This window comes from Acidicapsa ligni, from assembly GCF_025685655.1.
Classification (GTDB): Bacteria; Acidobacteriota; Terriglobia; order Terriglobales; family Acidobacteriaceae; genus Acidicapsa; species Acidicapsa ligni.
Genome location: NZ_JAGSYG010000002.1, coordinates 487,276 through 502,183, shown reverse-complemented (window position 1 = coordinate 502,183; position 14,908 = coordinate 487,276). Strand labels below are relative to the sequence as shown.

Annotated in this window: 12 protein-coding genes; 8 read left to right on the top strand and 4 right to left on the bottom strand. The window is 56.5% G+C overall.

Annotation, left to right across the window (positions count from 1 at the left end):
* The first annotated feature begins 3 nt into the window (after positions 1-3).
* The 5 genes from clpX (at position 4) to yihA (ending at position 6,824) form a co-directional block, all read left to right on the top strand.
* Positions 4-1,281 carry an ATP-dependent Clp protease ATP-binding subunit ClpX gene (clpX, locus tag OHL19_RS08445; protein ID WP_263357202.1) on the top strand — a complete coding sequence of 426 codons (1,278 nt, stop codon included), beginning with the start codon at positions 4-6 and terminating at the stop codon, positions 1,279-1,281.
* Between the two features lie 173 nt (positions 1,282-1,454).
* On the top strand, positions 1,455-2,528 hold the full coding sequence (locus tag OHL19_RS08440; RefSeq protein ID WP_263357201.1) for a purine-nucleoside phosphorylase: 1,074 nt from the start codon (positions 1,455-1,457) through the stop codon (positions 2,526-2,528).
* Positions 2,529-2,738: 210 nt separating this feature from the next.
* Positions 2,739-5,150, top strand: coding sequence for an endopeptidase La (gene lon / locus OHL19_RS08435; protein WP_263357200.1), 2,412 nt, complete (start codon positions 2,739-2,741; stop codon positions 5,148-5,150).
* 136 nt (positions 5,151-5,286) lie between these two features.
* Positions 5,287-6,087, top strand: a complete 801-nt coding sequence (locus OHL19_RS08430; RefSeq protein WP_263357199.1) for a hypothetical protein — start codon at positions 5,287-5,289, stop codon at positions 6,085-6,087.
* 134 nt (positions 6,088-6,221) lie between these two features.
* Complete coding sequence (gene yihA / locus OHL19_RS08425; RefSeq protein ID WP_263357198.1) at positions 6,222-6,824, top strand: ribosome biogenesis GTP-binding protein YihA/YsxC; 603 nt, start codon at positions 6,222-6,224, stop codon at positions 6,822-6,824.
* 20 nt (positions 6,825-6,844) lie between these two features.
* On the opposite strand, the gene OHL19_RS08420 is transcribed toward yihA, so the two are convergent.
* From OHL19_RS08420 to OHL19_RS08405, 4 genes are all read right to left on the bottom strand, one after another.
* Positions 6,845-7,624, bottom strand: a complete 780-nt coding sequence (locus OHL19_RS08420) for a hypothetical protein (protein WP_263357197.1) — start codon at positions 7,622-7,624, stop codon at positions 6,845-6,847.
* A 74-nt stretch (positions 7,625-7,698) separates the two neighbouring features.
* Positions 7,699-8,118, bottom strand: a complete 420-nt coding sequence (locus tag OHL19_RS08415; protein WP_263357196.1) for a competence type IV pilus major pilin ComGC — start codon at positions 8,116-8,118, stop codon at positions 7,699-7,701.
* A 5-nt stretch (positions 8,119-8,123) separates the two neighbouring features.
* The gene (locus OHL19_RS08410; RefSeq protein ID WP_263357195.1) at positions 8,124-8,615 is read right to left on the bottom strand and encodes a type II secretion system protein; all 492 of its coding nucleotides are present in this window, start codon (positions 8,613-8,615) and stop codon (positions 8,124-8,126) included.
* A 15-nt stretch (positions 8,616-8,630) separates the two neighbouring features.
* On the bottom strand, positions 8,631-11,087 hold the full coding sequence (locus OHL19_RS08405) for a cohesin domain-containing protein (protein ID WP_263357194.1): 2,457 nt from the start codon (positions 11,085-11,087) through the stop codon (positions 8,631-8,633).
* A gap of 277 nt (positions 11,088-11,364) precedes the next feature.
* Between OHL19_RS08405 and smpB the strand changes: the two genes are divergently transcribed.
* The 3 genes from smpB (at position 11,365) to OHL19_RS08390 (ending at position 14,892) form a co-directional block, all read left to right on the top strand.
* On the top strand, positions 11,365-11,913 hold the full coding sequence (gene smpB / locus OHL19_RS08400) for an SsrA-binding protein SmpB (protein WP_263357193.1): 549 nt from the start codon (positions 11,365-11,367) through the stop codon (positions 11,911-11,913).
* Between the two features lie 127 nt (positions 11,914-12,040).
* Positions 12,041-13,576, top strand: coding sequence for a leucyl aminopeptidase (locus tag OHL19_RS08395; RefSeq protein ID WP_263357192.1), 1,536 nt, complete (start codon positions 12,041-12,043; stop codon positions 13,574-13,576).
* A gap of 230 nt (positions 13,577-13,806) precedes the next feature.
* Positions 13,807-14,892, top strand: coding sequence for an AI-2E family transporter (locus OHL19_RS08390; protein WP_263357191.1), 1,086 nt, complete (start codon positions 13,807-13,809; stop codon positions 14,890-14,892).
* Positions 14,893-14,908 lie beyond the last annotated feature (16 nt).

Here is a 14,908-nt window from a genome sequence, read left to right as displayed (position 1 = left end):
CTGATGAAAACGCGCACGGGACCTGAAGACACACTGCGCTGCTCGTTCTGCCATAAATCGCAGGACGCTGTGGCCAAGCTCATCTCATCACCGAGTGATTATCCGCGCGCATACATCTGCGATGAATGCGTGGGGGTCTGCAACTCGATCCTTGAGGATGACCGCGGCGAAGCTCACCCAACTACTTCCCCGGCACACCTGCCTAAACCGCAGGATGTCAAAACCTTTCTCGATGAGTACGTCATCGGCCAGGACCAGACCAAGAAAAAGCTGGCCGTGGCGGTTTACAACCACTACAAGCGCATCCAGATGAACCGTGTGCGCAACAACGAGATCGAACTCTCCAAGTCCAACATCCTGCTCATCGGCCCGACCGGCTCCGGCAAAACTCTGCTGGCGCATACCCTGGCCAAGATGCTCGATGTTCCCTTTGCAATCGTTGATGCCACCACGCTCACCGAAGCTGGTTATGTCGGCGAGGATGTTGAAAACATCATTCTCAAGCTGCTGCAGGCCGCAGACGGCGACGTCGCCCGCGCCCAGACCGGCATCATCTACATCGACGAAATCGACAAGATCGGCCGCAAGGACGAGAATCCGTCGATCACCCGCGATGTCTCCGGCGAAGGCGTACAGCAGGCGCTGCTCAAGATTCTTGAGGGCACCGTTGCCAACGTTCCGCCCCAGGGTGGACGCAAGCATCCCCACCAGGAATTTACTGCTGTTGACACCACCAACATTCTTTTCATCTGCGGTGGAGCGTTTGTCGGCATCGAGCGCATCATCGGACGCCGCGTCGGCAAGAAAGCTCTCGGCTTCAAAGTCCCAGGCGAGGGCGAGACCGAAGCAGCCATGACGATCCGCTCCCTGCGCGATACAGAACTGTTGCGCCAGACCGAGCCTCAGGACCTCATCAAATTCGGCCTGATTCCCGAGTTCGTTGGCCGCCTGCCTGTCATGGGCGTTCTCGATGAACTGGACGAAGCCGCTCTGGTCGAGATTCTCACCAAGCCCAAGAATGCAATTCTCAAGCAGTATCAGCGCCTCTTTGAATACGAGAATGTACATCTGCACTTCACTCCGGACGCAACCAGCGCCGTGGCACGCGAAGCATTGCACCGCAAGGTCGGCGCGCGCGGACTACGCATGATTCTCGAAGAGTTGATGCTGGATCTGATGTACCACCTGCCCAGCAACAAACGCGTTCGCGACCTTGAAATTACAAAAGATATGGTCGAACGCCGCGATCTGTCGCTTTCGCTCCTCGAAAAAGCTGGCTAATGTCGGTTTTGTAAGATTTGACTGAAGCATTTTGCTTTCGATATAGATGGCACCACAAACAAGAGCCGCTTTTTCTTCGGAAAAGCGGCTCTTGTTTGTGGCAGATGGGGCTATTCGCGAAGCTATCGGACCATCCGCGGTAGAGTCGCATTCTTTCCGATTCGAGGTACATTATGATTGGAATTGTGTACACCAATATTCTTACTCGATCGCTTACAGTTCTAATATTTCTATTGTTGGTGGTGCCCCCTACACGGCCGAAGAATGCCGCACCGATCCCGGTCAAAGTAGTGGTGGTAACCATGTTTGAATCCGGCAAAGATCGCGGCGACAAGCCTGGAGAGTTACAGAACTGGGTGGTCAACGACCATTTGGAGCAGGTCTTCCCTCTTCCCGCGGCCTTTCACGATGCACGCATGAATGCCGATGGAGAACTCGCCATCGTAACCGGCCAGGGAACGGCACACGCAGCCTCGACGATTATGGCTCTTGGCCTCGATCCCCGCTTCGACCTGAGCCATGCCTACTGGATAATCGCGGGAATCGCCGGGGGCAGTCCCGATACTACTTCACTGGCCTCGGCAGTGTGGGCCAACTGGATAGTGGATGGTGACCTGGCGCATGAGATTGACGCGCGGGAGATGCCCGCCGGTTGGGCAACAGGCATACTGCCGCTACGCAAGATTTCCCCCTTCGAAAGCCCGGCTCAACCCGATGCCGGCCAGGTTTATCAGACCAATCACGGGTTAACGATGTGGGCCTACGGACTCACGAAAGATGTGCCGCTGAAGGATTCCGACAGCCTGCGGGAGATTCGCGGACATTTCAACGGTGCCGTGGCGCATGATCCACCCCGCGTACTGCTGGGAGATGAAGTTTCCGCCTCGACCTACTGGCATGGAAAGCTGATGGATCAGTGGGCGCAGCAGTGGATGAGCTATTTCACAAATGGCCAGGGGCGGTTTGCAACTACGGCGATGGAAGACTCGGGGACGCTGCAATCTCTGCAACTGCTGGAACATGCGGGGCGCGTTGACCCGAAGAGGATCCTGGTACTGAGGGCGGTCAGCAACTTTGACCAGCAGCCAAACGGTCTCGATGCCGCGGCCAGCCTGGCCAGCCAGCATACCGGTCGCTATGGAGCTTTTTTGCCGTCGCTCGATTCTGCCTATACGGTGGGGCACGTCGTCGCCGCCGAGTTGATTCGGGGCTGGGCGCAGTATCGAGATACAGTACCGGGGATTTAAGAGAAAACATACCCGTTCCTGAGCAGGACTCGCTGAGCAGGACTTGCTGGCTGCGAAGCTGTTTCTACTCACGCGAATCGTAAGCCGGGGCGTCCTAAAACGTGTATCTTCTGTTCTTAAACCCAGTCGGTTATACAATCAAATGATTAGAACCGCAGCGCGTCCTGAAGCCTCAGCCGTCTCGCCGCATCTAACGTCAATGAGGGCTCAATGACCACCACCCGCGAAAAAAACGAATCACGCAAACTGCCCATGATGCCCATTCGGGACATGGTTATCTTCCCGTACATGGTGACGCCCTTTGTAGTGGGCCGCGAATCAAGCGTTCGCTCACTTGAAGAGGCTTTGAACGGCGACCGCAAGATATTTCTGGCTACACAGCACGATGCCAGCGTGGACGAGCCCAAAGCCAAAGAGATCTACCAGGTTGGCACCATCTGCAATATCGTCCAGAGCGTCAAAATGCCGGATGGCAACATCAAGGTGCTGGTCGAAGGCGTAGAGCGCGCCAAATCATCTGAAATCACCGACACAGACGGTTTCTTCGTAGCCACCGTGCGCAAAGGCAAATCGAATTTTGAGATGACACCCGGCTCAGAGGCCCTGATGCAACGCGTAACGACTCTCTTTGAGAGCTACGTCAAACTGCAGCAGTCCCTTAACTACGAGACGATGATCGCCAGCGTGCGCATGGATGAGCCTGCGAAGCTCTCCGACGTCATCGCTGCCAATCTGCAACTTGGCATTGAAGAAAAGCAGGAACTGCTTGGCATCTTTGACCCGGCTGCCCGCCTCGCTCGCATCGCCGACGTACTCGACGTTGAAATCGAAAAGCTCGATATGGACCGCAACATCCAGTCCCGCGTAAAGCGGCAGATGGAGCGCGCCCAGAAAGAGTATTACCTCAACGAAAAGATCAAGGCCATCCAAAAGGAACTGGGCCGCGGCGAAAAGAACGAGTTCGACGAGCTGAAAAAGAAGATCGAAACTTCCGGCATGAACAAGGAAGTGATGGAAAAGGCTATCCAGGAGCTCAAAAAGCTTGAAGCGATGCCTCCCATGTCTGCCGAATCGACCGTAAGCCGCAACTATCTCGACTGGCTACTTGCCGTGCCGTGGAAGAAAAAATCCAAGGAAACGCGCAGCGTCGAGCATGCTGAAAAAGTCCTGAACGAAGACCACTACGGCCTGGAAAAGATCAAGGAGCGTATCCTTGAGTTCCTCGCGGTGCGTCAGTTGGTCAAAAATCCGAAGGGGTCGATTCTCTGCTTCGCTGGACCTCCGGGCGTAGGCAAAACCTCGCTCGGCATGTCGATTGCCAAGGCAACGGGACGCAAATTTGTGCGCCTCTCGCTTGGCGGTGTACGGGATGAGGCCGAGATTCGTGGCCATCGCCGCACCTACATAGGGGCCCTACCCGGCCAGATTATCCAGGCCATGAAAAAAGCCGGCACCAAGAATCCTGTCTTCCTGCTGGACGAAGTAGACAAGATGGCTTCGGACTTCCGTGGCGACCCGGCATCCGCTCTGCTCGAAGTTCTCGACCCGGAACAGAACACCACGTTCCAGGATCACTACCTCGACGTCGACTACGACCTCTCGGAAGTGCTGTTTGTAGCTACGGCGAACGTGCTGCACACCATTCCGGCGCCATTGCAGGACCGCATGGAAATCCTGCGCCTGCATGGCTATACCGAGGTCGAAAAGCTCGAAATCGCCCGCAATTACCTGCTCAAAAAGCAGCGTGAAGCCACTGGCCTGACCGAGAAGAACATCTCCTTCCACGATGATGCGATTCTGGCCATCATCCGCCACTACACTCGCGAGGCGGGCGTTCGCAACCTTGAGCGCGAAATCGGTAATCTCTGCCGCAAGGTAGCTCGCCGTGTCGTCAAGAACGGCGCCAAGCACACCGAGGAGATCACCGGAGCCAATATCCACGAGTTTCTCGGCGTGGCTCGCTTCCGCGATTCTGAAGTCCACGAAAAAAGCGAAATCGGCTTGGTCACCGGCCTCGCATGGACGGAAGTTGGCGGCAGCATCCTTACTACTGAGGTCCAGATTTTGGACGGCAAGGGTAAGCTGACCATCACCGGTCAACTCGGCGATGTCATGCAGGAGTCGGCCCAGGCCGCACTCAGCTACATTCGCGGCAAGGCGCACGCGCTTGGACTTCCACGCGATTTCTATCGCAACCTGGACATCCACCTGCATGTGCCTGAGGGCGCAATTCCCAAGGACGGCCCCTCGGCCGGAATCACCATGGCGACGGCTCTGGCCAGTGCCCTGGCGAAGATTCCCGTTCGCCGCGATATCGCCATGACCGGCGAAATCACCCTGCGCGGCAAGGTTCTGCCCATCGGTGGATTGAAAGAAAAGTTGCTGGCGGCCCAGCGTGCAGGCGTCTTTGAAGTCATCCTGCCGGCAGCCAACGAGAAGGATACGCATGACCTTCCCGAGGGCCTCAAGTCCGCAATGAAGCTGCATTTCGTCGATCAAATGGACGAAGTTCTTCGGATTGCGCTTGAGTCTCCGCTCACCGCTCTGATCGAGCCTGATGCGGAATCGATGGCGACAATTCCGACCGGAGATTTAGGTTCCGGCCAGGTAGCTCGTCAGTAAGCGCTCAAGCAGTCAATAACGTTATGCCCAATCTTAGCCGGACGATCGGCAAGGGTTGGGCATAGCTGTTTCTGGTTTAGCTTCCGGCTCAGCTTCTGGTTTAGTCCGTCCGTTAGAATTTCCAAGAGATGTCAAAATGACCAAACCTCTGCCGTGGATCATTGCGATTTTATTGTTCGTCCTCGCAGGAGGAGCGTATCTGATCTGGTGGGCGCGGCCTCGTGCAGTACTCCACGGCCAGCTTCACTCCGCTAACGAGAAACCGTCGCACTCCAACGCTCCGCCGCAAAATCTGAAACCACTCCACGTAGCGGGCTGCGACCGGGATTTCCTGGTTCGCCCTGGAGAGATTCTCGAACCTCGTGTCCTTCCGGGCTCATCGATAGAACAATTCCGAGCCGTATATGGCAAAGAATCGGAACGCGACAAGAACGGCCCCGTAACCTGGGATCTTTACCCCTACACGCTCACGGACAGCAACTTTGGCCTTGAAAGTTCTTCGAACTTCGTAAGCGTGGACATGAATCCTGGACACATATTCAAGACTCTGGATGGCGTGGAGCTGGGGATAGATACCTTCGGCTCCATTCTTCAGCGAGCAAAGGATGGTGGAATTCAGGTCCACGAAAGCATCCGTCATGTCGATCCCGTCGATCATTCCGACCAGGCCGATGGCCAATGGATGCTGACCCTCTCGCTCTACTCCGCCTGCAGCCGAAAATTCCGCAGTGAATATCGGTGGACCATTCCTGGAAGCCCCGAAGTTGACCGGCAAATTCTGCCGCCAAACAATGGCTCGACCGACCCCAACGCACCATGGCGCTCTGAAGTTTTCATGAACAAATTCGTGGTCAACTACGACCTCGAGATCTCTAACGGAACGGACAAATCAGGGGAAGGTCATCCGTCGATTCACGATCCATTTTCCGATCTGTGAGCACTTCATCTGACTAGAGATTGTCCGGAGAAAGCGCGAACCTGCATCTCCTGTATCCTTAGAACTGGAGAACGACAAGCTAGAGAAACGGCTAACTAGAAAATATCTCTGGCTCAGATCTCTTCGATTTTCCTATGCGCTATCAAACACAGTTTCTGCTCTCGGCAATGGATGCCGCACAGTTCCCCAATTCGTCGACTCCAGAGATAGCTTTTCTGGGGCGCTCGAACGTGGGCAAATCCAGCCTGCTGAATGCCCTCGTCGGCGAAAAAGCGGCTAAAGTCTCTTCAACACCGGGCCGCACGCGCGCCATCAATTTCTTTGCCCTGGCGGATGAAGGATCGGTGGGACGGCACAAGGTGATCTTTGCCGATCTGCCCGGCTACGGCTACGCCAAAATCTCAAAGTCAATCTCCGCCGGCTGGCCTGCTTTCATCGAACCCTATCTTGCCGAGCGCGAACAGCTTGCACTGTGCATCTGCCTGATCGACTCCAACATACCTGCGCAGGAAAGCGATATACAGCTCATCAACTGGCTGCGGCACGAGGGGCGCAACTTTGCCGTCGTCGGCACCAAGGTCGATAAGCAAAGCGGCAACGAACGAACGCGCAAACTCGCCGCCCTCAAGCGCGATCTTGAGTTGGATGACCTGATGTTCCTCTCATCCAAGACCGGCGCCGGGCTGAAGGATCTTTGGAAGCGGATTGAAGATGCTGCTGAACTGACCCACAAATAACCATCTAAATCGATCTGAATCTACCCAACCAGCATGCCGTCTATTCTTATTTGAATTGGATGGTTGTCAGCGGTGGCGTCTTCCAAATGCTGCTGAAGCAATGCTGCGGCCTGCTCACGAAACTGGCTGATCTCCGTGTCAGTAAGCGCTATCCCATGCACGCGCTGCGCCATGCGTCCCAGATACTTTGGAGCGAGCCGCAGCCATCTTCGCCGCGCTAAATCCTCAACTGGGATGACTGCCTGAAGACATGCATCCAGCCTGGGCAGCCAACGTACAAACTCCCGATCGACATTCCACCTGACGAACCGGTGTTGCGATTCTCTCAGCAACGTTAGCGGCCGAGAACCATCTGCCTGAAAACGGCGGCGATGCTCTTCGCTTAACTCAGACCAAGGTAGCGGAGGGAGCAAGTCCGGTAAGACACCGCGATCCAGCATGGCTTCGGCCAACTGGCCAGGATCGACTCCGACTCCCACAGAAACGGCCTGCTGCTTGCGAATTTCATTCTTGAGAATGCGCAAAGCCTCTTCCAGAGAAGTAACCAGAAAATCAACAGCCCCATCGCGAATCGCCTGCCGCTGCACTGCGGGATCGGCAGCGGCTGCAAGCGAAGCTGCTCCGGCGATATTCGCCGCGAAAAGCAGATCTTTCGCATCGCCCTCCAGACCTCCGGCGAAGATCAGCTTGCCACCCAGGCTATACCTGGAATCCAGCGCACAGCTCTGCACCAACGAGGTATAAAGCCCATAGATGGCCGCTATAGGATTGTCGCGCGAATCTGTGAATTCAGGAGGCATGACCCAAGTCTACGTCCACTGAGAACAAGCTGTCCCTGCGCAAGACCGATCAGGTAAGACATACCAGGCAAGGTTTACCAGGTAGAGTATGCCTGGCCATCGCTGCCCAGCTCCTGGTCACCTGAGTGAACATCCGAAATGCCCGGCTCACTCTGATCGACAGAGGTAAGAGCATCGCTCGTATCGGTCACCCAAGTATCGGTGGAGCGGGTCATCGGATCCATCGGAATCGCCTTCAGATATCCGGAGTCCACCAGATCCTGTAGCGACTGCGGAGCCTTCTGCTTATCCATCGTAAAGGCGTCGATAGCCCCGCGAATGACATGCAGATCCTCTTTCAGCACGGATTCCCTGGCCGCCTTGATCGCCGAGATGTAGTTGGGGATGGCGATCGCCATGAGTACGCCGATGATGAGCATGACGATCATCAGCTCCATCAACGTGAATCCAGTCTCGCGGCTCGCCTTACTCCGAATTTTTCTACGCGTCATCATTGGCTCTACCAATCCGAATATTTGGTCCCGTCCAGTGCCGTTCCCGTGGATTTTGAGTAGACGTCGAAGACGCTCTGCCCACCGTAAGAATCACTCTTGGGATCGTCCTGCATCGAGTGCAATCCCCATTCCGCTTTGCCTGTCATCGGGTCTACGGGAATCTTGCGCAGGAACCTGACCTTCTTGCCCTGCACATCAATTCCCTTGGTCAACTCTTCCAGGTCGGGCGGATAGTTCTGACTATCTACCTTGGTCTGGAATGCTCCCCGATCGGCCGCATCCTTGTAGTGGTCGATCGCGTCACGCATCTGCCACAGGTCATAGCGCAACTCGCGTTCTTTCTCGCGCTGAATCTTGAATCGAGCAATAGGAACAGCAACTGAAGCCAGAATCCCCAGGATGGCGACGGTCACGATCAACTCCACCAGCGTCAATCCGGCTTCGCTGCGCCGCGCATGCCTGATGCGGAAAAACCGGAGATGAAGAAACCGTCGCATTTCCTGTTCCACCCTCTACTTCACCACGATGTGAGCATTCTGCGCGGTCGTCGGAATCTGGTGTTGTGCCGAGTCGAGCGCACTTGGACGCGCAAACGTCAGGTCGGTTTCACCAGCTACCTTGGCCTGGAAGCTGAGCACGCAGACCGAACCCGATCCTGTAATGCCAGGCACTCCCGGAGGCCTGGAAGCAACCACGGTGATCATGCCCGGACCATCGTCGCGATGGACTAAGGCAACTGCCTGCCCATCTTTGCCAAGCAGATCGCCTGAGTCTACGTTGAGCAGCGTCAGCTTGGTGGCGTCGTACTTGATCTGCAACGGAGCCGAAGAAACATCATGCGCACCGTTGAGCATCACCTGGACTGGGAAGACCGAGCCAGCCGCCAGAGGTGCCGACGAGGGCTGCAGAACGAAGTTAACCGGTGGTCCCGCAGCAGCGACGGCAGCAGCCGGTGCCGGGGTTGCGCCGGGAGTCGGAACTGGAGTTGTAGCCGGAGTTGCTGCTACATCTTTGCCTGGCACATCTCCGTCGATTCCCTTGCGAAGCTGGGCTAACGCTGAGGGCAATGCAGCCTCAGCCGTTTGACCGGTCAGAGGACCAATGCCTCCGCCAACCGATGTACGCGGACGGCCTGCAGCCGGTTTCGCCGCAGGATTGCCGCTACCCGGTGCGATGGAGGTGCTGGAAACACGCCGCAGATCAATCGTCTGCCCCGTGCCAACATCAATCATGCGACGGTTCAGCGGGGAGATCTCCTGCTCGCGAACAATGTGCGGAACCAGTACGAAGACAATCTCATCGTCGATAACTTCGTGCGACTTGGAGCCGAATACATACTTGAGCAGCGGAAGTTCGCTCAATCCAGGAATTCCAGTTGTGCTGACAAGATCCTGCTTGTTGAGAATGCCAGCCAGAACAGTTGCCTCACCCTCACGCAACCGGATTGTCTGCTCCGAGGTTTTCTGGGCAATGATCGGCTCGGTGACACCGCTAATGGTCACGTTATTGGCCTCAGAGCTGTCCTCGATCTTCAACTTGAGGGTGATGTCATGGTCATAGTGAACCGTAGGCGTCATCTCGATATTTACGCCGACGTCGATGTACTGGAACTGCGTGTTCACAAGCGAGCTGGTAATAGCCGTCGCCGCACCCGTCTGATACGAACCAGTCGCAATCGGGATACGCTGACCGATCTTCATTGTCGCCTTCTGCCCGTCCGTCGCACGAATGCGGGGATTCTGCAGGATCTTGCCTTCCGAATCCGTCAACAGCAGGTTGGCTGTAGCCGCGCTGACAGTCACGGCAAAATCGTTGGCGTTGAGATTTGCCAGATTGTTCAGGGTGAGCGACCCGGTCGTGCTGGAAGTACTTCCATCCGCATTCGTGGTTGTAGTCGAGGTACCGGAGGTGCTCGGAGGCTGCAACTGGAAGCCAATACTGCCCGGCCAGCTCAAGCCGATATTGCGCAGCTTGTCCTTATCCACTTCCATGATCGCGACATCCACTACAACCTCTGGCCGCGCCTTGTCGAGATCGTTGATGACCTTTTGCGCCATCATCAATTCATCCGGAGTAGCACGTACCACAATGGCATTCTGGCTGGGTACGCCGAAGATTTTGATCGTCGTGCTGGCCAGCACATTGCGCAGAGCGGTCTGCACATCGTTCAGATCATTTGGCTGCCACGCGTTGGAGAGATAAAACGTCTGTACGGCCTGCTCTTCCAAATCCCGGTGTTTTGTGGGGCTATTGGCGGCAACAAAAATAGTGTTCGTCGTCACCGGTCGCCAGAAGGTGTTGGACATCGTACCCACGATGTGCAGAGCATCCATGAGGGATACGTTGGTGAGATCGACCTGGACGTGCTTGGAGTTATAGTCCGGGTCAAAGAGAATGTTGATGCCCGCGGCCTTGCCAATCGCCTGGTAAACAACCTTGGCGTCTTCCGAATAGCGCAGCGTCAACGGATCATTCGAGACTGGCTTGAGCTCTACCGGAGAAGCGATGTCCTCCATCGGAGAAGCTTCTGTCGGATTTTCGCTGCTCTCACCCTTGGGAAGCAGCAGCGCCTGATGCGCGCGCAGGTGGGAGACTTCCTGGATAGCCGCCTCGTTACCCGGGTCGATCGACGAGGCGCGAAGGAACTCTTCCAAAGCACCATTGTCATTTCCCTGGGCGAGAAGCTTGCGACCCTTCGTCACATGATCGGATGAGGCAATCTGCCGCAGCCGATAAAAGGCCGTGCGGTAACGGAGATCGTCCGGCTTCCTGGCATATGCCTTCTTGAAGGCCTCGTAAGCGCCGTCGTAGTCCTCTTTGGCTTCGTCAGCCTGGCCGCGGTTAAAAAGGGCTTTCGCGGACTCCGCTGCTGCGACAGGGACCGAAATGGTACTAAGTACCAATGTGGACGCCACAAGACTTACAGCAGCGATTCGGTAAACTTTGTGCGGGATAGCGAGGCGGTTCATCAAACTCCAATGCATCGTTTCGGGACCAGATTTCATCTTTAAGTACACCGCGGAAAACCGGCCCTCAGGCTGGACTGTACTATCCGGCTCATGCCTCTCCGTGTCAGTCCCAGCTTCATGCCGGATGAGCCTGACATGATGGAAAACTCTGCTCCAGCGATGCCCCATTCTAGCAAAGCTCCGTTCCAGATTGATGGCGGGACCCGCGAACAGCGGCTGCAAACCACAGTGCCGAATTCATACCGGTGCTACGATTGAGATTCGAGGAATTTTCGCGATGTCGCGCCAGACAAGTTACACGATCGCCGCCGCGGTCAAACCGACCACCAAAGCCGCCAAGCCACGCGACCCCGTCGCCAGCGGCGAGCGGGATGCTGCGCATAACCGCAGCGCCAGCTACAACTACTTTCTGGTGGAAAAAATCGAAGCAGGCGTCGCCCTGCGCGGGACCGAGGTCAAGTCCATCCGGGAGGGACAGGCCAACCTGAAAGACGCTTACGGCCTCATTAAGGATGGCGAAGCGTTTCTGCTTAACGTACATATCGGCCCTTACTCCCACGGAAATATCCAGAACCACGACGCGCTGCGGACCCGCAAACTGCTCATGCATAAGGAAGAAGTCCGCAAGCTACTCATCAAGACGCAGGTCAAGGGGCATACGCTCATCCCGGTGCGGCTCTATTTCCGCAATGGGCGCGTGAAATGCGAGCTGGCTGTCGCCAAGGGCAAGCAGGAATGGGACAAGCGAGAAACTGAAAAGCGCCGCGAAGCAGACCGCGAATCCCGCACGGCCATCAACGAAAATAAACACAAGATGGGCCGCTAGCGCTTTTTTACATTCCTGCTGCCATATTCGGGCGCTCCACGGTTTCGGGTGCTCCACGGTGGCCACACCTTTGTTTTTATGGGCAAGGGTAGGAATCCTCGCCGCCTGCAATGAAATAATGGCAGGCATGAAGACACAACTGATCTTTGCGACTCCCGCTCAAATTGAGACCGAACTGCTGGTTGTAATCGCCGCCGACGCGCAGACCGCCAAGGGTCCAGACGCCAGGCCCGAACCCATTTTGCTGACCGGTGACGCTGCGGTCAAATCCGCTGCCAACGCCGTGCTGACCTCCGGCGAGTTCAAAGCCGACGCAAATGAAACTCTTCTGTTGCATGCCCCTGCCGGCATCTCCGCCAAACGCCTGCTGCTCGTCGGCGTAGGCAAGGCCACAAAAGCAACCGCGCACGCAATCCGCAGTGCCGTCGGAACCTCGGTTCGTTTTGCCAAGCCTCGCGGAATTCGCGCTGTCACCTTCGCGCTGCCGGAAACACCCTCTCTGCCACCCGGCCCTAACTCCCGCGCTGCCATCGAGGGCGCCCTGCTGGCCGACTACGATCCGGATACCTATCGCTCCGATCGCAAGGACCAGGGCGTCCACTCCTTCACGCTGGCCGCATCGGGAGCGGAAAATGCCTCGGTCAAAGCAGGCTATGCCGAGGGCATTATCGTCGCGGAAAGCCAGAACTTCGCTCGCGAACTGGTCAATGAGCCGGGCAACAAGCTCACACCGACGATCCTCGGTCAGCGCGCTGCTGCCATGGCCGCCGCTAACGGGCTCAAATCCGAGGTCTACTCGACGGAAAAACTGCACGAGCTGAAGATGGGTGCATTCTGGAGCGTCTCCCAGGGTTCAGAAGAGCCGCCTGCCCTGATCGTTCTCACGTACGAGCCTGAAGGCTACGATCCCAAAACTTATACCGGCCCAGTCCTCGGCCTGGTCGGCAAAGGCATCACCTTCGATACTGGCGGAATCTCCATCAAGCCCGCCGATAAAATGGAGCTGATGAAGTACGATATGGCCGGTTCAGCCGCCATGCTCGGCGCAATGGCCGCTATCGGACGCATCAAGCCCAAGGTCAAGGTCATCAGCGTCGTTTGCTCCGCAGAAAACATGCCTGACGGCAAAGCGCAGAAGCCGGGCGACGTGCAGACTGCAATGCCCTTCTCTGCCGACGAGCCGGGCAAGACCATCGAGATCATCAACACGGACGCTGAAGGCCGCCTGGTGCTCGCAGACGGGCTGACCTACGCACGCCAACTTGGCTGCACTCATCTCATCGATGCAGCGACACTCACCGGCGCTTGCGTTGTGGCGCTCGGCCCGGTCAACGCTGGCGGTTTTTCGAACAACGACGAGACCTTTGAGAAGCTAAATAAGGCCCTCGATATCTCCGGCGAAAAAGTATGGCGCCTGCCTCTCGGCGACGAATACTACGATCAGATCCGCTCCGACATTGCCGATATCAAAAACACAGGCGGCCGCTGGGGCGGTGCTGTCACCGCTGCTGAATTCCTCCACGTGTTCGCGGGCGAAACCCCCTGGATCCACCTCGACATCGCCGGAATGGCCTGGTACGAAGACACCAAACCCTTCATCGCCAAAGGCCCCAGCGGCTTCGGCGTCCGCAGCATACTTGAATGGGTCCGCAGCTACGAATGATGCTGTGGCTGGAATTTCCCACATGTGCTGCAATCCATACAGCACATGTGGGATAGTCGACACTTCCATCGAGGAAGATGGACCCTGGCTGCCTGAACTTCCGATTTGGACAAAGCGTAGTAATCTAGAGAGCCAACAAACCCACACAACAAATGTGCATCAGATAGACTCAAGGGGTTGTGGATGTATTCACTGCTGTATCCACTGCGCTCGATCGGAGAACGACACGCTTGCCAAAAGATGAAGAGTTCAGGAACCGCGCCGCATTTGTGCTGCTGCTGACTACCGCCTTTGGCTTGGCGCTGACCTTTCTTTGGATTGGCAGAGTCATTTTTCTTCTGCTGTTTGCCTCTATCATTGGCGCAGTTTTTCTCTCCGCTGTTGCTGAATGGATCCACAATCGCTTCAAAATCAAGACGGGCGTGGCCCTGTCCGGATTTATTCTCGTCGCTTTTGCCGTGATCGCACTGCTGATCTGGATTCAAGGTCCGAATGCCGCGCTTCAATTCGCCGATCTGGAGACGGAGCTACCAGCGGCTGCTCGCCAACTGCTGGCCCAGATGCAAAGCCACCAGTGGGGACAATGGATTTTGCACCAGACGCCTGGAGCCGATCAGATTTCGAGCGGATTCAGCTTTGCGATCTCGCACATCGGCGGCATCGTCGTCAGCTCCGCAACGGTACTTGCCGGCGTTCTGATTGTCTTCATCCTCAGCATCTATTTTGCGTCTGAACCAGGCATTTATTACGCCGGGTTACGCCACGTGACGCCGATACACCATCGTCCCAAGCTCGACGCATGCGCGGCCAGCGTAGTCAAAATTCTGCGCTCCTGGGTGCTTGCCAAACTGATCTCCATGGCCATGGTCGGCATTCTGATCAGCATCGGCTTGTGGATTGTTGGCGTGCCGCTTGCCGGTACCCTGGGCATCATTGCGGCGTTGATGACCTTTATCCCCAATGTGGGGCCAATCATCTCTGTTATTCCCGCTGCGTTACTCGCACTGGCCAAAAATCCAACCACAGGGCTTCTGGCGATTCTGGTCTTTGCGATTGTCTTTACGCTTGAGGGCTACCTGGTCACGCCGTTGCTTGAGCGCAACATCGTTCGACTTCCGCCTGCACTCACCCTGATCATGCAGTTGTTGCTTGCAGCCATCGCAGGTCCCGTCGGCGTGGCGCTTGCCGCGCCCATTGCTGCGGCGATTCTGGGCATCCTGTCCGTGCTGGTGCCGGAGGATACAACCGACCCGGACGACCCCTCGGTAGTCGATGCCCGACTGCGCATAGCGGCGGGGCAACCACTCAGCCGCTGAAGTCGTTTGACCCAGT